The sequence below is a fragment of the Bacteroides sp. 44_46 genome, from assembly GCF_001915465.1.
Classification (GTDB): Bacteria; Bacteroidota; Bacteroidia; order Bacteroidales; family Bacteroidaceae; genus Bacteroides; species Bacteroides clarus.
Genome location: NZ_MNQO01000013.1, coordinates 114667 through 134061 on the forward strand (window position 1 = coordinate 114667; position 19395 = coordinate 134061).

Below are 19395 nucleotides of genomic sequence, written 5' to 3' on the forward strand. Positions count from 1 at the left end.
TTCTCCATACAGGACTTTTCCCCATGTATTTTGATGTTATCGGTATGTTGATTTAACTTTCAGTTTTGTGCATCCGGCTTTCATTTCTGTACAAACAGGGGAATATATATGGTATAAGCAACAGAAAGCCCTTTTCCGAGTCTTGGAAAAGGGCTTTCTGTTGCTTATATTTATATGCGGATAGATAAAGGATAAATACTCCTTATACTATCAATCGGGTTTATATTTCCAGTTCGGGAACTTCGTCTTTCAGTTCCGTCGTTTTACCGTTGTCGCGTACCACCGTTGCACCGTAATCTTTATAGCTTACGCTTGCATCGCATCCTTTGCGTGTGTTCCGCACCTCGAAAGAGGGTTTCCCGCCGGTGGAGATATTCGCTTTGATATTCCAGTCACCTATCTGAATGCTACCGTCTTTCAGTCTTTTGGGGGCAACCTGTCCGGCTTCCGCATTCTTGTCTTTGGCATGCGTATACACAATCGTTGCGAAACGATACACCTTTTGCTTATCCGATGTGGCGGTGAAGTGCCAATGGTTGGGATAGGGCTTGAACCGGCCTTTCTCGTCTGCACGCAGCCAGTTGACGGCAGGCACGAAGAATTGGTCGGTGGTATCCGTCTTTACGGTTCCGGCCGAAAAGAGATAAGCGTCCGATACGCCGTCTTTGCTGGTGGCCTGTACGTGTACATACTCTTTGGTTTTATCTACATTCATCGGATTGGTGACAGTATGCAGCAAGTAACTCCAAGTTACGGGCTCGGCAGCTTCCAGTTCATCGTATATGAAAGAATACCCGCTTTTGCCCAGCGTTACGATGTGGCGGCGGAACGTTTTCAGTCCTGTATCGTCCCAACCGTTTTCCGGAGAATATTCCAGGTTACTTTGCTTGCCGCGCAGCAGCCATAGCGGAGAGATAACCTTTCCGTAAGCATTGGAAGCATCCCCCGCTACATAGCTGATATTGTCACTGACATAGTAGCGTGGAATCCAGCCGTAACCTTCCGTTCCTATACGTTGTCCCATGCCATTTACCAAGATAGTATTGTGGGCGCGGGTACCGCGATGGCAATAAATGCTGTGCTTATCGGTGAAACTGATGTGATGTCCGCTGCTGTAAAAGAGCGACTGACCGTTCCAGAAAGTATTGAAGGCATTCTGGTTGGCTATGGCGTGCGAAGTACTGCCGTAAGGGCTGCTGCGGAAACTGAGCATGGCGCTTTTGCCGGTGTCGTCCAAATCGGTGGAGAACGAAGCCAGGCCGCTTTGCGGGAATACATGTCCCATGGGCAGGTCTTTCAAGCCCGGTCCGTTTGGCAAAGGTTTGTCGCATTGCAGGCGGAACCATGCGAGGCCACCGGCTTTCGAGGTGCTTCCTTGTTCGAGTATATCGGGCTGGCGGGCGCTGATATGGCGCACATAGTCTGCGGCATACGTATTTCCCGTCATACGTGCCAAAGCGTCGGCGTAGCCTACACGCGTACCGCCTGGAGTCAGGATGTTCTGATGCGAACTGCCGTTACCGCCCGATTTGGAGAATGGCGGTTGCTGGTAGATGACATACAGCGCATTTCCCTGATACCACGGATCGGAGAAGTAGTTATAACCGGTAAGACGGGTATAGAAATAAGGCACTTCTACGAGTGTACGGAGATTGACATGGAAATATGAATCGCCGTTGTGCCAGGCTCCGTCCTTGTTCAGACCGGGGAAACGGGCGAGCCACAGGTTATAGCAGTAGTCCGTCCACTCGTCGGCTTCGGGCAATTCACCGTAAATGGTAAAGGCTGCCATGGTCAGGATACGGAAAGTCATTTGCCACACATGGTTGTCGGCAATGTGATTTTCCAGACGGTTGATGTCATGCTTGTACATGCTGCTGCCGAAATCTTTTATTTCATTCAGCAGAAACTGGCGTGTGGCATCGTCCAAAACATCATACAGCGCATCGTATGCCATGGAGCAGAGAGACAGCAAGGTAGCTTCGTTGAAGTCGCCCACCACATTCTTGTTGTCTCCCCACGTAGCCATTTCCTTGACACGCTTCACGGCTTCATCGGCGTAGCGGCGGTCTTTGGTGAGTAGATAGGCGCGAATCAGTACGTCTGTGTTGGCTTCTTCGCTGTCGATGATGCGGCGGCTTTCACGAGTGAGCATGGCGTTCTTCTGCACTTCGTTGGTCAGTCCCTTCGCCAAGTCCGAATTGATGTCGTTTACGGACTTCATCGGCGTAGCGAGTACCTTGTCGGCACGTTTGAGGTAAGTCTTGCGTTCAATCTTTCCCTCGCTGCGCTTTATGAAACCGTCCCATTCATCCTTGTCAAGCCATACGCGGGGATGGTGTGCGGGCAGGTTTTTAAGTACGACTTTCAGAGCGGGTGGACAGAATTTATGCGGATTGGCTTCTACCGTAAACTGTAACGTATCGCTCCATTCGGTCTTTCCGTCCGTAACGTAGCCGTATTGCCAGTACCATGTACCTGGAGCCAAATCTTGTTCGGGATTGAAGAAAGGCCAGCGTGTTTCCGCTTGCACGGTATTTTCCTGTCCGAATGCCGGGCTTTGTGAGTAACGCAGGAAGTAGCGCAATTTACTCTTGTCTATTTCCTTTTTGGGGGTATTCTCTTCCGCGCCGTCCAACCCGCTTCGCAGAATGTTGAGGCTTGCGGGCAACGGCCATTGAAAAGATACGGCGCGATCACTGACCGTAGCGCCGTTCAGCGGTGAGGGAGTTGCGCGCATTTCGTGCATCAGCGTCGTGTCGGAGAGCTTGATTGTGGCCTTTCCGGCAGTTTGCGCCTGTGCGCAGAGGGGCAGAAAGGAGAGGAGAGTAATGGATAGAGTCTTGTTCATATAATCGGGTATTGCAAAAATGAGATGAGTGAAAGAAAATGTATGTTCTCTGTCATTCAGGGAAAACGCTGTGTCTCCGTGTCTCGCCATACGAACCGTTATTTATACGCCGTCTGGTAATTGGCCGTTTTGGGAAGCACCTTTCCCGGTACGTCATGCAATTTGGGACGTGTCGGTCTGATTTTATACGTATTCATATACTTCTCGAGAATGTCACGATGTTGCTGCGCCACTTTCTCGTAAGCGTTTTCCATCATCAGGTTTCTTGTTTCGCCTCTGTCGTTCTTCATGTCGAACAACTGTTCGCGGTGTCTTCCCTTATCGTACAGTACATATTTGTAGCGCTCGGTACGTACCATCCAGCCTCGTGTTTTGCTTCCGTCGAAACGTGTTTCGGTAATGACGTAATCCTGATGGGGAGCTTGCGGATTACCTTCTTCGGCTATTTTGCGGAATGATTTTCCGGCAGCGCTTTTGGGTAGTTTGGCTCCTGTCCAGTCGCAGATGGTGGCGAAGAAGTCGACGCCGTTGCTGATAAGTTGCGGCAACTTCCCGCCTGCGTGCTTCTTGCCGGGCAGGGTTACGATAAACGGAATGTTGACCACTTCTTCGTATAAGGCCGATTTCTGATTCCAATGGTGAGCGCCTATGCCGTCTCCGTGGTCGCTGGAGAAGATAACGACGGTATTTTCCCACAGGTTGTTTTTGTCGATGGCATCGACAATCTTACCGATTTCATGGTCTACTTTCTCTACCAGGCGGTAGTATGTATAGCGGTACATACGCCAGTCTTCGGGAGTAAAGGTAGCGGTGGGGTACACGTTGAAGTTGTTGGCTCTTTCGTTTTCGATGACATCGGCGTCGTACGGATTCTTGGCGAAGTTGGGCGGAAGTCCCGGACAGTTACGCAGTTCCGGTGTGTCTGTATTGCCGTAAGGCAGGTTCTGGCTGCGCGCATATTCGCAGATGTTGTGCGGGTTATCGTACGACGCTACCAGGAAGAAGGGCTTGTTGTGCTTCTTGGACAGGAATTTCACGCAAGCTTCGGCCAGTCCGTCGTCGCTGTGCTTGTATATCTGGTCGAAACCGTATTGCTTGTCGGGAATATCGAGTTCGGGCACATGCCATTTGCCGCCGTATGCACACTCGTATCCGGCATTTTTGACGAGCGTACCCAGTGTCTGTGTCTTGAGAGAGTCGGGAAGCGGAGAGCCGTTAACCGACAAACCTACCGCATCGGGATAATGCCCCGTAAACATGGAGCCGCGTGAAGGACCGCTCAGCGGTGCGGTACAGTAAGCGTTCTGGAACATGATGCCGGCGGCAGCCAGTCTGTCCAGGTTGGGCGTGTGCAAATCCGGATTTCCGGCGCAGCTCATGGCGTTTGCCGTATGCTGGTCGGTAAAGATGTAAATGATGTTGGGACGTTCGGCAGCGTATGCCATTGATGAGCTGAGCAGGGATAGGCAGGCTATGTGCTTCATTGAGATTTGTTTTACCATATTATTAGTTTTATAATTGATTTCGGAGATTGTTTCCTCGATTGCTAAATTACGCCTTTTTCCATGTATCTGCGAACTCTAATGTTTTTTTTATGATGCGGAATGTTTATTTGATTGTCAATTTTGTACAGTCAGCTTTTAAATTTGTGCTAAATGCTCTTACAACCGCTTGAATCCGTCTCGTGAGATGGTTTTTTTCGTCTTGCGGGACGGTTTTATTCATCTCACGGGATGGATTTATTTATCTCGTGAGACGAATTTATTTGTCCCGCGGGATGATTTCATTTGCTTCTGCTCTCGGTTTGCATTATCTTTGCCGCACCTAAAAAGAAAAGTGAATGATAGTTTGTATTGCCGAAAAGCCTTCTGTGGCGCGTGACATAGCCGATGTACTCGGAGCGAAAGATAAGAGAGACGGATACATCGAAGGAAACGGATACCAGGTGACCTGGACGTTCGGCCACCTCTGCACCCTTAAGGAGCCGCACGAATACACGCCCAACTGGAAATCGTGGAGCTTGGGCAGCCTGCCTATGGTTCCGCCCCGTTTCGGTATCAAGCTTATCAGTAACCCTACGTACGAACGCCAGTTTCACGTGATTGAGAACCTCATGCAGCATGCCGACATGATTATAAACTGCGGTGATGCCGGACAAGAGGGAGAGCTGATTCAGCGTTGGGTGATGCAGAAAGCCGGTGCGCGTTGTCCGGTGAAGCGTCTGTGGATTTCCTCGCTGACGGAAGAAGCCATCCGCGAGGGATTTGCCAAGCTGAGGGATGCGTCCGATTTCCAGCCGTTGTACGAGGCAGGGCTTTCGCGTGCCATCGGCGACTGGCTGCTGGGTATGAATGCCACCCGTCTGTACACCATGAAGTACGGTCAGAACCGGCAGGTGCTTTCTATCGGACGTGTACAGACGCCTACGCTTGCGCTAATCGTAAACCGTCAGCTCGAAATACAGAATTTTGTTCCCAAACAATACTGGGAGCTGAAGACAGTGTATCGGGATACCACTTTCTCCGCCATTCTCCGCAAAAGTGATGAAGAACTGGTATTGGAAGCGGAAAAGCAGAAAGAGGGAACCGCCGCCAAAACCGCAAAACCCGAAGAAAACCGGGGGATAGAACCCATCACCGACCGGGAGCGCGGAATGGCTCTGCTGGAGCAGATAAAGGATTCTCCTTTTACCATAACGAACGTCACCCGTAAGAACGGCAAAGAGGCTCCGCCCCGTTTGTTCGACCTGACGTCCCTGCAGGTGGAGTGCAACAAGAAGTTTGCTTTCTCCGCCGACGAAACGTTGAAAACCATACAGTCGCTTTACGAGAAGAAAGTAACGACCTACCCGCGTGTCGATACTACTTTCCTCAGTGACGACATCTATCCCAAATGCCCCGGCATACTGAAAGGTTTGCGTGATTATCAGACATTGACCGCCCCGCTGGATGGAGCTACGCTGCCGAAGTCGAAGAAAGTGTTCGACAATTCGAAGGTTACAGACCACCATGCCATCATTCCTACCGGCCAGCCCCCTCAGAACCTGACGGATATGGAACGTCGCGTATTCGACCTGATTGCACGCCGTTTCATTGCCGTATTCTATCCGGACTGCCTGTTTGCGACGACTGCCGTAATAGGTGAGGTGGAACAGATTGAGTTCAAAGTTTCGGGTAAGCAGATATTGGAGCCCGGCTGGCGTGTGGTGTTCGGTACGCTCTCGGAACGCTCGCAAGAAGAAAAAGAGGAGAAAGGCGGAGAAGATGAAAACGTGCTCCCTGCGTTTGTGGTGGGAGAGAGCGGCCCTCATCTGCCGGATTTGTACGAAAAGTGGACGCAACCGCCACGCCCTTATACCGAGGCTACCTTGCTGCGCGCCATGGAAACCGCCGGTAAACTGGTGGATAACGACGAACTGCGCGACGCTTTGAAAGAAAACGGCATCGGCCGTCCTTCCACGCGTGCCGCCATTATCGAAACGCTCTTCAAGCGTAACTATATCCGTAAGGAGAAAAAGAACCTGATAGCCACCCCTACGGGTGTGGAGCTGATTCAGATTATTCACGAGGAACTGTTGAAATCTGCCGAGCTGACCGGTATGTGGGAAAAGAAATTGCGTGAAATAGAAAAGCGTACCTACAACGCTTCGCAGTTTCTGGAAGAACTGAAGCAAATGGTATCGGAGATTGTGATGAGCGTCCTCTCCGATAACAGCAACCGCCATATCAGCATACAAGCCCCTGTGTCGGAAAAGGGCGAAAAGACATCTGCCGCATCGGCTTCCGCTTCCGGTAAACCGAAAAAAGAGCCAAAGAAAAGAGCGCCGCGAAAGTCCGCGGCAAAGAAAACGGAGCAAACGGCCGGTGAGAATCAGCCTGCCGATGCATTGGTTGGCACACCTTGTCCGCTTTGCGGAAAAGGAACGATTATTAAAGGAAAAACGGCTTACGGCTGTTCCGAATGGAAAGGCGGCTGTACATTCCGCAAGCCGTTTGAGTAGAGCGGTAGCCGGATTATAGTCCTTTCTCGGCTATATATTTCCACAATGGAGCGGCCATCAGCGCTTGCTTTATCTCTCCTTTTTGCAGCAGTTCCTTTACTTCTGCAAGCGTAAGCAGATGTACGCTGAGGCTTTCCGTATCTTCCAAATGCTGCTCCGAAATCTTTTCCACATCGGTAGCCAAAAAGCAATACGTAATATTGGTATGGGTACTCGGGTTGGGGGAGATTTGCATGTATTCCTGCCACGTACCGTTGCCGTAGCCGGTTTCTTCAAGCAGCTCCCGCTGTGCGGAAATCAGCGGAGAGGCATCTTCTTCCTCACATACGCCGGCACAAAGTTCATAGGATGTCTCTTGCAGGCCATGTCGGTATTGGCGGATAAAAACGAATTGCCCGTCGCACGTGATGGCGATGGTATTTACCCAATCGGGATATTCCAATATGTAATAGGAAGGGATATGATTACCGTTCGGCAAGACTACATGGTCTTTGCGTACGGTGAGCCACGGGGCTTTATGCAGGTACTCGCTGGAAATGATTTCCCAGGGGCTGTCGGAATCGTTCATAGGTTTCATGATTTTTATACTTTGAATAACATTCCGCCTATATTGTCCATCGACGCTCCGGTGACGGATGCAAGGCAGCCAGGTTCGTCTGCCATGTAGAGCGCACCGAGAAAGGCGAATATCAATGCTTCTTTATATTCTATAATCTGTCGGCCGGGGATTACGATTTGGCAGGGGCATAAGGCTTCAATCCGTTCTACGAGGAATTTATTGAATGCTCCGCCGCCTGTAATCAGCAGTTTGCCATTACCCGCTGAAGACGGATTGGCGTTGATGATGCGGAATATCTGGAAAGCGGCGTGCTCGTAGAAAGTACGCAGCTTGTCTTCCACACTCAGTCCGTATCGTTCCAGCATGGGGTAGACTTGTGTTTCCACCCACTCACGTCCCAATGATTTAGGGCCGGACTGGTGGTAGAATTCCATTCCGTTCAGTTCGTCCAGCAACGGTCGGCAGATAGCGCCACGGCGGGCAATCTCTCCGTCACGGTCGAACTCCAGACCGATTTGGCGGCAATAGTGGTTGATTACGTAATTCACCGGGCTTATGTCGAAAGCGATACGTTTGCCGTCTTGCTCGAACGAGATATTGGAAAATCCTCCGATGTTCAGGCAGTAGTCATAGTCGGCGAAGAGCAGGCGGTCGCCGATGGGTACGAGCGGGGCGCCTTGCCCGCCCAGCATGATGTCCAGCCTGCGGAAGTCGGATACCGTGGGAATACGGGTTTCGGCGGCAATGGCCGCACCGTCTCCAATCTGGTACATGATTTTCTTTTGCGGTTCGTGGAAGATGGTATGCCCGTGCGATGCGATGATGTCCGGCCGTACGCCGAACTCCTGCATGAACTCGTTGACGCGCTTCCCGAGAAATGAGCCATAGGCGCTGTGAAAGGTGATGAATTCAAGCGCGCTCATATTTTGCGCGCCTGTACCCAGTTTATATTTCAGTTCTTCCGGATAACCGTAACCTTTGGCGCAGTCGATGTGAAATGACCATTTGCCCGCTTTACGGCGGAAGGTACAACAGCAAACGTCCAGCCCGTCGAGCGACGTGCCGGACATAAGACCGATAGCTTGTATCTGAAAGTCGTCCATATCAATAGTTCAGATGAAATTCAACAACTGCTTCAATGCCTTTGCGCAGAATATCCAACGGGATATTTTCGTTGGGAGAGTGAATGGCGTTGGATTCCAGACCGAAGCCCATCAGTATGGTTTTAATTCCCAATACCTGCTCGAATGTGGAGATGATAGGAATACTGCCGCCGCGACGTACTGCCAACGGTTTCTTGCCGAAAGCTTTGGTGAAGCCTTTCTCCGCCGCCTGGTATGCGGGGAGCGTGATGGGGCATACATAGCCTTGTCCGCCATGCATGGGAGTGACTTTTACATGTACGGTGTCGGGAGCGATAGCCATGATATAATCGGCAAACAGTTGCGAAATCTTATGGTGATCCTGATGCGGAACCAGCCGGCACGATACTTTGGCATAGGCTTTGGAAGGGAGTACGGTTTTGGAACCTTCGCCCGTATAGCCGCCCCAGATGCCGCATACATCGAAAGACGGACGGCAACTGTTACGCTCCAGCGTGCTGTACCCTTTTTCTCCGAAAAGGGCGTTTACGCCGATGGCTTTTTTGTATTTCTCCTCGTCGAACGGGATGCGCGCTATCATTTCACGTTCTGCCTGCGGTACTTCTTCCACATCATCGTAGAAGCCGGGAACGGTGATGCGTCCGTCGGCGTCCGTTACTTTGCTTATCATCCGGCAAAGTACATTGATGGGATTGGCTACCGCACCGCCGAAGTGTCCGGAGTGCAGGTCGCGGTTCGGGCCGGTCACTTCTATTTCCCAATAGGCAAGTCCGCGCAGGCCGGTAGTCAGTGAGGGGAGGTCTGCGCCCAGCATACTGGTGTCGGAAACGAGGATTACATCGGCTTTCAACAGCTCTTTATGCTCTTGGCAGAAGCCCTCGAGGCTGGGTGAACCAATCTCTTCCTCTCCTTCAAAGATAAACTTTACGTTGTGTGTCAGCAGGTTGTTCTTTACCAGATATTCAAACGCTTTTACCTGAATGAAAGACTGTCCTTTATCATCGTCCGCGCCACGTGCCCAGATATGGCCGTCACGTACTTCCGGTTCAAAGGGGTTGCTTTTCCAAAGCTCCAGCGGTTCGGCGGGCATCACGTCGTAATGTGCGTATATTAATACTGTTTTAGCTTCCGGGTCTACAATCTTCTGTCCGAATACGATAGGATTGCCCGCAGAAGGCATTACCAACACTTCGTCCGCGCCCGCTGCGAGCAGCAGTTGGGCCCAGCGTTCTGCGCATGCCAGCATATCGTCGTGATGTTCGGGTTTGGCACTGATACTGGGAATACGGATAAGGCTGAACAGGTCTTCCAACATCCTGGACTCGTTCTCTGCAATATATTTCTTTATTTCCATATAATGTAAAGCGGTATTTATTATAATTGCGTAGTACGGTCAATCAAGTAGAAATCGAGCAGGGTCATGGCGGCCATGGCTTCTACGATAGGCACGGCACGGGGCAGTACACAGGGGTCGTGGCGTCCGCGGGCTTTGAGTGTGGTGTCTATGCCGTTCATATTTACGGTATGCTGCTCCATGAGTACGGTGGCCACAGGCTTGAAAGCTACGCGGAAGTAGATGTCCTGTCCGTTACTGATGCCGCCTTGAATACCGCCGGAGTGGTTGGTATGCGTTTCGATGCGTCCGTTGTTATTAAAGAACACGTCGTTTTGTTCGGAACCTTTCATCTTCAAACCCTTGAATCCTTCGCCGTATTCAAATGCCTTTGCGGCATTGATACTGAGCATGCCGGCAGCAAGGGCTGATTGCAGTTTACCGTAAATGGGTTGTCCCAGTCCGATGGGGCATCCTTTGATTACGCAAGTCACCACGCCGCCAATGGTATCGCCTTCGCCCTTTATCTTGAAGATAAGCTCTTCCATTTCTTTCGCTTTCTCCGGGTCGGGGCAGCGTACCGGATTGGTTTCAATCAGGTCGAGATCGTAAGCGGTATAGTTTTCTTCCAGCTTGATGGGGCCTACCTGTGAAGTATATGCTGTGATGCGGATGCCAAGCTGTTTCAAAGCCAACTTGGCCAAAGCTCCCGCTACAACACGCGAAATGGTCTCGCGCGCCGATGAACGTCCGCCGCCACGGTGGTCGCGTATTCCGTATTTTACATTATATGTATAGTCGGCGTGCGAGGGACGGTATACTTCTTTCAGATTGTTATAATCGTTAGAGTGCTGGTTCTCGTTCCATACGATGAATCCGATGGGGCATCCGGTAGATTTACCTTCGAAAATGCCGGATAGGAATTCTACTTTATCAGATTCTTTTCGTGAGGTAGTGATACGTGATTGTCCCGGACGGCGACGGTCGAGCTCCGATTGCACGAAGTCCATATCGATGGTAATTCCTGCGGGGAATCCATCTATTACGCCGCCTATGCCTTTACCATGTGATTCTCCGAAACTGGTAAGACGGAGAATATTGCCGAATGAGTTGAACATATCAATTGCTTTAAGAGTTTATAATGAGGTTAATGCGCCAATTTGCCTTGCTATAAGAGGCTTTGACTTTTTAAAGGTAACAATTTTTTTTGTAAAACGTTTCAAAAATGACAATAAATCTTTTATTTCCGGGCTTTTGGTTACGCCGATTATCGGTTCAAAGCATGGATTCCGCCTTAAAATACATAGAAGTATTTAAGAATGTGAAGAAACTTTATAATTGTTCCTATCTGAAAAAAGGAACATCTATTTTATAGAAAAGACCTTGTTTAAAGGTTTTAAAAACTGTTATTTTGTGCCCTTGATAAAAAAGAGAGTATTATGTATCCCCTAACTATATGGGGAATTTATTAACTAAACAAGTACTTAGTATGAAGAAAAATTTGTTTTATTTATTTGCATTGATCTGTTCAATGAGTTTGTTTACTGCTTGTAGCGACGATGATGACGCACCGGATTACTCTAAAGTCATCGAAAGCGAAATAGCAGGTAATTATAAAGGATCCCTTACTGTGACAGTAGAGGGAACTACGATGCCCTCCGAGCCCCAAAAGATTAAGATTGAAAAGGCAAGTCCTTCCGCTATAAATCTTTCTTTGGCTGATTTTAGCTTTATGGGAATTGCTATCGGAGATGTGGAATTGAAGAATTGCGCTTTGTCTCAAAATGGTGATACTTATACATTTACCGGTACTCAGGAATTAAAGGTTGATGCCTTGTCTTGTACAATTAATGCCAAAGGTACTGTTACAAACGGTGCTGTAAAGGTTGATATGGATATTGATGCTACTGTAGGCGGTTTGAAGCAGAGTGTAAAAGTTATATACGAAGGTACTCGCTTGACAGGTTCTGAAAGCAGTGAGGCTAAGATTAAAACTTTCTCTTTTGATATGTCTAATGAAGCAAATGCGATTGTTATTGAACAACCTGTCATTAATGATGATAATACAATTACATTTAGAGTAGATGAGGCTGCGGTAGAAGCTGATGCGAATGTATTGAAAACTTTAGTTCCTACTTTCATTGTTTCTGATAAAGCAACTGCTTCAGTTGAAAGTGGTAAGACTATGAATCTTTCACAGGATGTAACTATTACTGTGACGGCAGAAGATGGCACTGCGGTAGAGTATGTTGTGAAAACTCCAGTTAAAGTAAAGTTGACAGCTATAAAGTATAATTTAAACTCTTGGACAACGGACTTATTTTTAGGACAAATAGTTTATCCTACTCCATCTGAAGAAGGATTAGCTACTTCAAATGGGGGAGCTGGCTTTTTTAATGGAGGAGAACCGAAATTAGGCTTTCCTGTTGTGGAGGAGGTAAATGGATTTGAAGGACATGCCGCTAAGCTAATAACCTTGGATTCAAGGACGTATATGGATGGAGTAGCCCCTATTACGTCAGGCTCTTTATTTACAGGTAGTTTTGAATTTGATTTTATGACAGCTCTGTCAAATCCGCTGTTACTGATAAAGTTTGGTATTCCATATGCTCAAAAACCTTTGTTTTTTAAGGGAGTATATACTTATAAAGCAGGGGACAACTATATAGATGGCTCTGATAAAGAAAATGTAAAAGACAACTTGGATGTTATTGATGAATGTTCTATTCAGGCGGTATTATATGAGGTACAAAAAGACGAGAATGGTAGCAATATTCCTCTGACCGGGGTGGATATAAATGAATCAGAACGCCGTGTTGCTGTTGCTTTACTACAAGATGGTTCTGAAAAGGCTGAGTGGACTTCTTTTAATATTCCGTTTAAGTATCTTGATGGTAAATCTTATGAAGAAGGAAAAGAGTATATGATAGCTATTGTGTGTTCTTCAAGTAAAGATGGTGATAAATTTAAGGGTGCTGTAAATAGTACTCTTATTGTAGATGAGTTAGAAATTATCGGTGAATGATAATATTATAATTTAGATATTTGAAAAGGGGCTATCCGACTTTTTGGACAGCCCCTTTACTTATGATTGTTATTACTCGATAATTCCTTTTTAAAATATGTTATTATGAAAAGTGACGAGTAATGAGGAAAATAAGAAATTCTTGTTTAGAATGCATATCCGAATCCTAAATTCAGATAAATGGGGTACATGTTAAACGTTATCGTATCAAAATCTTTCTGGAAGATATTATTCAATCCCCATGTCAGGTCGGCATGGACGGTAAGGTGTTTGAATGCTTTCCATTCTCCACCGAGTTGTAAGCCCCATTGAAATTTTCTTAAATCATTGGAGAAGTCATAAGTCGCAATACTTTCACCTGTGAATTCCACTTTTGAACCTGTTTGGTCGGGAGTACGCAGATGTCCTTCGTAAACGTGTCCGGAGAAGTTACCTTCCAGCAGATAGGAGAAATAGGGACCGGCGGACAATATCCAGCGTTTGCTGATATGGTAGTTTGCCAAAATAGGAATCGTCAGATAAGAGTTCTTCACTTTGGTCTTGACACCGCCTGTCCAAAGACCTGCCAATTCTCCACCGTTGGTGTTGATGATTTTCATACCGTAGTTCTTTACGGTGGCTTCGGTAGTCATATTTTTATTCTCTAACCGCAGGCCTAATGTAAGTCCCCACTTCTTGTCTTTGTCAAACCACTTGGTGGCATTACCCTCGATGGCAATGGCTATACCCGGTGCGTAACTGTCTATTTTACGTATCTCTTTAGGCAGAGGGATGGGGGATGTACCGCCGATGTTGAATCCGGCCTTTATACCGTATTCCCAACCATGCAGATAGGAGTTGATAAGACTTTTGTTTCTTTCTTCTTGTGCCTGTACGCCGGTAACCATTGCCAGCAGAACGGCTATGATGCAAATAAAATGATACTTTTTCATACTGTATATTAGTTGTCTTGGCTTATAAGTTCTAATTCGTCTACATACAATGTACTGCCAACAGCTCCTTTGAAGTAAGCGCCGTCTACGCTGGAAGAAAGGACAATACTTAATTTGTATTTACCATTCTGCAATTTGCCGGTATCGATACTTTTACCGTTTACCGCTTCAAAAGGCAAGTCGAATGCTGTCCATGTATCGGTTTCTTTAGCATCTGCTTCTTTGATACGGGCGATAGACACGAGTTTGCCGGAAGTCAAATCTAAGCTGTTACCGCCATCCAGCATGAAAGTGTTATCATCAGCTTCATATAGTATGGCATAAATATCGAAACGGTCTTTTTTGTCTTTCTGGACGACGCCTTCATCGGTATAAACCTCTCCGGCTTTGAACTTATAGTAGCCTTTTAAAGATACGGGACGCTTATAATATTGTATACCGAATTTAGTGGCGCGTAATGGGTCTTTTAAAGCATTCGCCAGGTCGAAAGAACCGATAAACAGGTTCCCTGCCGCGATATACATTTTCACCATGGCACCGAAACTGCCGGTGTCGCAGGTTGTCAGCTTTAATCCTTTGCCGCGATAGCCATCGGTGATTTGCTGGGTAGGATAACCGGTACGGCCGTCGGCCATGCTGGTTAGTTTGAAACCGGGGTTGCCGCTTGACCATTGCAGAACGCGTGACACGCTGGTTGAAGTTCCGGGTTCGAACTCATAAAGAATATCGTATTCGGTATTGTTCGATGGAAGTAATTCCTCAAAATGAAAAGAACCGGGAACCTCGGTCGGTATAATCTTTACGGTATAAGTAGAGTGCCATTCGCCGTCTTCGGAAGTTACGGTAAAGGTACGTGAGCGCGACTCGTTGCTGAAGTCATAGGTATTCATTATGTCGTCCGGATAATGTTGGTCTGCGCTGAGCGTCGCACCGGCAGGCAATGTAAACGACAGTTGTTGTTTCGATAAATTCGCTCCTTTGTGCACATATATATTTATTTCTTTCGAGTCACTGTTGATGTGAGCTAATTGTACATCCGCGCCCGTACAGGCATCAATGGCTGCTTCGGAGTTAAGCGCTTCATCCTGTATACAGGACGAGACGGCTAAGGCAAGCATGAGGGCAGTAGTCCACTTCTTAAAGTTCATATACTTCTTTTTTGAAAGTTGATAATTTGATATAGTTTAGTGAGTTGCAAAAATACGCTATTATTTTGTAATAACAGATTCAAGATGAAAAAAGTGCGATAAAGTCTGTTATTTATTTGTTATTCCGTCTATCTTTGCATAAATATCGAATAAAATATATGTCTATAATATGACTGAAACAGAAAGGAAACAGATTATTGCCTTGGTGCAGCGTGAGGTAGTTCCTGCCATTGGATGTACGGAACCTATCGCCGTTGCTTTATGTGTGGCAAAAGCAACCGAAACCTTGGGCGCAAAGCCGGAAAAGATAGATGTCCTGTTGAGCGCCAATATTCTGAAAAACGCAATGGGTGTCGGGATTCCCGGTACGGGCATGATCGGGTTGCCTATCGCCGTAGCTTTGGGAGCGTTAATCGGTAAATCGGAATATCAACTGGAAGTGCTGAAAGACAGTAACCCTGATGCCGTGAACGAGGGAAAGCGGTTTATCGGTGAAAAGCGTATCAATATATCCCTGAAAGAGGATATCACGGAGAAACTCTATATCGAAGTCTGTTGCGAGGCAGCGGGTAACAAGGCTACCGCCATTATAGCCGGAGGTCATACCACCTTTATATATATAGCCCGTAACGATGATGTCTTTTTAAACAAGCAAAATACAAGTTGCGGAGAGACGGAAGAGCAAACCGTAGATTTGACCTTGAGAAAAGTGTACGACTTTGCCATGAATGCTCCATTGGACGAAATTCGCTTCATTCTCGAGACTGCCCGTTTGAATAAAGCCGCTGCCGAACGGTCTTTCGACGGGAATTACGGTCACGGACTGGGCAGGATGCTGCGTGGTACTTATGAACATAAGATATTGGGTGATAGCGTGTTCTCCCATATCCTCTCGTATACGTCCGGTGCATGCGATGCCCGTATGGCAGGTGCCATGATACCGGTAATGAGTAATTCGGGAAGTGGAAATCAGGGTATCTCCGCTACATTACCCGTTCTTGTCTATGCCGAGGAGAACGGTAAATCGGAAGAAGAACTGATTCGCGCCCTGATGCTTAGTCATCTGACCGTGATTTATATCAAACAAAGTCTGGGACGCCTGTCCGCCCTGTGCGGTTGCGTGGTAGCTGCCACAGGCTCCAGTTGCGGTATTACCTGGCTGATGGGCGGTACTTACGAACAGGTAGCCTTTGCTGTTCAGAATATGATTGCCAACCTTACCGGAATGATTTGTGACGGCGCCAAGCCCAGTTGCGCTTTGAAAGTAACTACCGGTGTTTCTACCGCCGTTCTTTCCGCCATCATGGCAATGGAAAATCGTTGTGTCACTTCCGTTGAAGGAATTATTGATGAAGATGTAGACCAAAGTATCCGTAACCTGACAAAGATAGGTTCTAAAGGAATGGATGAAACGGATAGACTGGTATTGGAGATAATGACGAATAAAAATTGAGAATTGAGAATTAAAAATTGAGAAATACTATGCAGCATATAGCGCAGCATTTATTTCTCAATTTTTAATTCTCAATTCTCAATTTATCAATGGCCGCATCCGTCTCCACATTCATGGTCGCCGCATCCGCCGCCGCAGTCTCCACAGTCGCATCCGCCACTGCATCCGCCGCCACTCATCATGCGTGCCATTTCTGACAATTCATCGTTGGTAGCCGGACGGTTTTCTGTGATTTCACCTACAAAGTTCAAGTCGCAACCTGCCAAGGGATGATTCATGTCCATTACTACTACATCGTCTTTTACTTCTACTACACTTCCGTTGATGCGTTGACCTTCTGAGGTCATCAAAGGAATTACAGCGCCTTCTACTACACGTTCGCTATCGAACTTACCTTCTATCTCGAAAATATTCTTCGGGAGATCGATAACGTGCTCGTCGTCATATTCGCCGTAAGCCTCTTCGGCTTTGATTGTAAAGTCGAACTTGTCGCCTTTCTTCAAATCTTTCACTTGGTTCTCGAAAGACTCCAATGTCAGGCCTAAACCGGAGATGAATTGAAACGGATGTTCTGCAGGAGCTTCTTCTGTGAATTCTTTTTCTCCGTTTTCGATTGTGTACAACTTATATGCTAAGGTGATGTACTTGTTTTCTACTGTTTCCATTAATTTTGTTATTTCTATTGGTAAATACTGTTTTTGTCTTTACAGTGTGCAAAGATACGAATATTTTGCTTCGAGAGGGGGAAGCGTCCCGGTAATTTTCAGATTATTAAGTGCTTTGTAATTGATTCATACCTTCCTCTGAAAGCGTCCGAATGGTTTTATCTGAAACTAATAAGTGATAAAATAAGATTTTAAGGCACGGTTTCCTTACGATTATTCATGTTTATATCTTTTTTTTCTTCAATTTGTTTGGAGTTTATAAAAAAGCACTTACCTTTGCAGCATATTTATATGAAATAACAAATAAAAGAACAATAAAGATACTTTAGTTATGAATTTGCATACATCTATTAACCTGGCAGTCCTGCATATTATTCGCGTCGTGGTGGTGGCATCAAGAGCGTGAGAAAGGTTGTGTATGTATTCGTACGGTAAAGATATTTATAATAAGCCTTTCTCATTACGGTGAGAAAGGCTTTTTTCATAAAAGGAGACAGATAAGATGAAACATCAGTTACGCAGTTCGTTCAGTACACAAGGTCGCCGTATGGCAGGTGCCCGCGCATTGTGGGTAGCCAACGGTATGAAGAAAGAACAGATGGGTAAGCCCATAATCGCGATAGTCAATTCTTTTACCCAGTTTGTACCGGGGCATGTGCATCTGCATGAAATAGGCCAGTTTGTAAAGGCAGAGATAGAAAAGCAAGGTTGCTTTGCCGCCGAATTCAATACGATTGCCATTGATGACGGTATTGCGATGGGGCATGACGGTATGCTGTATTCATTGCCTTCACGCGATATTATAGCCGATAGTGTGGAGTATATGGTGAATGCGCATAAGGCGGATGCCATGGTCTGCATCAGCAATTGCGACAAGATTACTCCGGGTATGCTCATGGCTGCGATGAGGCTGAACATCCCTACGGTATTCGTTTCCGGAGGTCCTATGGAAGCCGGAGAATGGAACGGACAGCACCTCGATTTGATTGATGCTATGATTAAGTCGGCTGATGAGAGCGTGAGTGACAATGAGGTTGCCAAGATTGAACAGCACGCTTGTCCCACTTGCGGATGTTGCTCGGGTATGTTTACCGCCAATTCCATGAACTGTCTGAACGAAGCTATCGGGTTGGCGCTTCCGGGTAATGGTACGATTGTGGCTACTCATGAAAATCGTAAGGAACTGTTTAAAGATGCCGCCAAACTGATTGTTGAAAACGCTTATAAGTATTACGAGGAAGGAGATGAAAGCGTACTTCCCCGCAGCATTGCCACTCGTGAAGCTTTTCTGAATGCCATGACATTGGATATTGCAATGGGCGGTTCTACCAATACGGTGCTTCATTTGCTGGCGGTAGCCCATGAAGCCGGAGCGGATTTCACAATGGATGATATCGATATGTTGTCTCGTAAGACTCCTTGCTTGTGTAAAGTAGCTCCCAATACCCAGAAATATCATGTACAGGATGTAAATCGTGCAGGCGGTATCGTTGCCATTATGGGCGAACTTGCCAAAGGCGGCTTGGTGGATACGAATGTACGCCGTGTAGACGGAATGACGTTGGCTGAGGAAATAGACCGGTATTGCATCACCGGCCTGAATGTTTGTAAGGAAGCAATCAAGAAATATTCCAGTGCCGCTGCCGGAAAGTTCAATCTGGTACTCGGTTCGCAGGATGCTTATTATAAGGAATTGGACACAGACCGTGCCGAAGGTTGTATCCGTGACCTGCAGCATGCTTATAGCAAGGACGGCGGATTGGCTGTACTGAAAGGAAATATAGCGCAGGACGGTTGCGTGGTCAAGACTGCCGGAGTGGACGAAAGTATATGGAAGTTTACCGGTCCTGCCAAAGTTTTTGATTCACAGGAAGCTGCCTGTGACGGTATTTTGGGTGGAAAGGTTGTCAGCGGCGATGTTGTCGTTATCACTCATGAAGGTCCGAAAGGCGGTCCGGGTATGCAGGAAATGCTTTATCCTACTTCTTATATCAAATCCCGTCATTTAGGTAAGGAGTGCGCGTTGATTACCGACGGACGCTTTAGTGGCGGTACTTCCGGGCTGAGCATCGGACATATCTCTCCTGAAGCTGCTGCGGGTGGTAATATCGGTAAGATTCAGGACGGTGACATCATCGAAATAGATATACCGAACCGCTCTATTAATGTGAAGCTGACGGATGAAGAGTTGGCTGCCCGTCCTATGACACCGGTAACCCGAGACCGCCAAGTGTCGAAAGCGTTGAAAGCGTATGCCAGTATGGTAAGTTCGGCAGATAAAGGGGCTGTAAGGCTGATAGAATAATTTAGGAATCCGTGCCCGAAA

General features: G+C 47.2%; 13 protein-coding genes. 4 read left to right on the forward strand and 9 right to left on the reverse strand.

Features of this window, described 5'->3' with window-relative positions; all coding sequences use genetic code 11:
• Positions 1-220: 220 nt before the first annotated feature.
• Complete coding sequence (locus tag BHV73_RS05685) at positions 221-2851, reverse strand: DUF4962 domain-containing protein (RefSeq protein ID WP_286737348.1); 2631 nt, start codon at positions 2849-2851, stop codon at positions 221-223.
• A 98-nt stretch (positions 2852-2949) separates the two neighbouring features.
• On the reverse strand, positions 2950-4353 hold the full coding sequence (locus BHV73_RS05690) for a sulfatase family protein (protein ID WP_195620751.1): 1404 nt from the start codon (positions 4351-4353) through the stop codon (positions 2950-2952).
• A gap of 338 nt (positions 4354-4691) precedes the next feature.
• On the opposite strand from BHV73_RS05690, the gene BHV73_RS05695 reads away from it, so the two are divergent.
• Positions 4692-6851 (forward strand): DNA topoisomerase 3, encoded by a 2160-nt coding sequence (locus BHV73_RS05695; RefSeq protein ID WP_195620752.1) that lies wholly within the window; start codon positions 4692-4694, stop codon positions 6849-6851.
• A gap of 13 nt (positions 6852-6864) precedes the next feature.
• Here the strand turns inward: BHV73_RS05695 and BHV73_RS05700 are convergent, their stop codons facing one another.
• The 4 genes from BHV73_RS05700 to aroC are packed head-to-tail and all read right to left on the reverse strand — an operon-like array spanning position 6865 to position 10964.
• Positions 6865-7428: an NUDIX hydrolase gene (locus tag BHV73_RS05700; RefSeq protein WP_195620753.1), complete on the reverse strand. Its 564-nt coding sequence runs from the start codon at positions 7426-7428 to the stop codon at positions 6865-6867.
• A gap of 5 nt (positions 7429-7433) precedes the next feature.
• Entirely contained in the window at positions 7434-8513 is a 1080-nt protein-coding gene (locus BHV73_RS05705) for an anhydro-N-acetylmuramic acid kinase (RefSeq protein ID WP_195620755.1), read from the reverse strand.
• 1 nt (position 8514) lies between these two features.
• Positions 8515-9867, reverse strand: coding sequence for a dipeptidase (locus BHV73_RS05710; protein WP_195620756.1), 1353 nt, complete (start codon positions 9865-9867; stop codon positions 8515-8517).
• 20 nt (positions 9868-9887) lie between these two features.
• Entirely contained in the window at positions 9888-10964 is a 1077-nt protein-coding gene (aroC, locus tag BHV73_RS05715) for a chorismate synthase (RefSeq protein ID WP_009123159.1), read from the reverse strand.
• 371 nt (positions 10965-11335) lie between these two features.
• Between aroC and BHV73_RS05720 the strand changes: the two genes are divergently transcribed.
• Positions 11336-12871 (forward strand): PCMD domain-containing protein, encoded by a 1536-nt coding sequence (locus BHV73_RS05720; protein ID WP_195620760.1) that lies wholly within the window; start codon positions 11336-11338, stop codon positions 12869-12871.
• A 146-nt stretch (positions 12872-13017) separates the two neighbouring features.
• Here BHV73_RS05720 and BHV73_RS05725 read toward each other — a convergent pair whose 3' ends face one another.
• A complete protein-coding gene (locus tag BHV73_RS05725; protein ID WP_009123162.1) occupies positions 13018-13803 on the reverse strand; it encodes a porin family protein in 786 nt (261 codons plus the stop codon).
• An 8-nt stretch (positions 13804-13811) separates the two neighbouring features.
• Positions 13812-14951, reverse strand: a complete 1140-nt coding sequence (locus tag BHV73_RS05730; RefSeq protein ID WP_087412634.1) for a PCMD domain-containing protein — start codon at positions 14949-14951, stop codon at positions 13812-13814.
• 169 nt (positions 14952-15120) lie between these two features.
• On the opposite strand from BHV73_RS05730, the gene BHV73_RS05735 reads away from it, so the two are divergent.
• Positions 15121-16404, forward strand: coding sequence for an L-cysteine desulfidase family protein (locus tag BHV73_RS05735; RefSeq protein WP_087412635.1), 1284 nt, complete (start codon positions 15121-15123; stop codon positions 16402-16404).
• Positions 16405-16490: 86 nt separating this feature from the next.
• Here the strand turns inward: BHV73_RS05735 and BHV73_RS05740 are convergent, their stop codons facing one another.
• Complete coding sequence (locus BHV73_RS05740) at positions 16491-17069, reverse strand: FKBP-type peptidyl-prolyl cis-trans isomerase (protein WP_087412636.1); 579 nt, start codon at positions 17067-17069, stop codon at positions 16491-16493.
• A 502-nt stretch (positions 17070-17571) separates the two neighbouring features.
• Between BHV73_RS05740 and ilvD the strand changes: the two genes are divergently transcribed.
• The gene (gene ilvD, locus BHV73_RS05745; protein WP_087412637.1) at positions 17572-19374 is read left to right on the forward strand and encodes a dihydroxy-acid dehydratase; all 1803 of its coding nucleotides are present in this window, start codon (positions 17572-17574) and stop codon (positions 19372-19374) included.
• Positions 19375-19395: the final 21 nt, after the last annotated feature.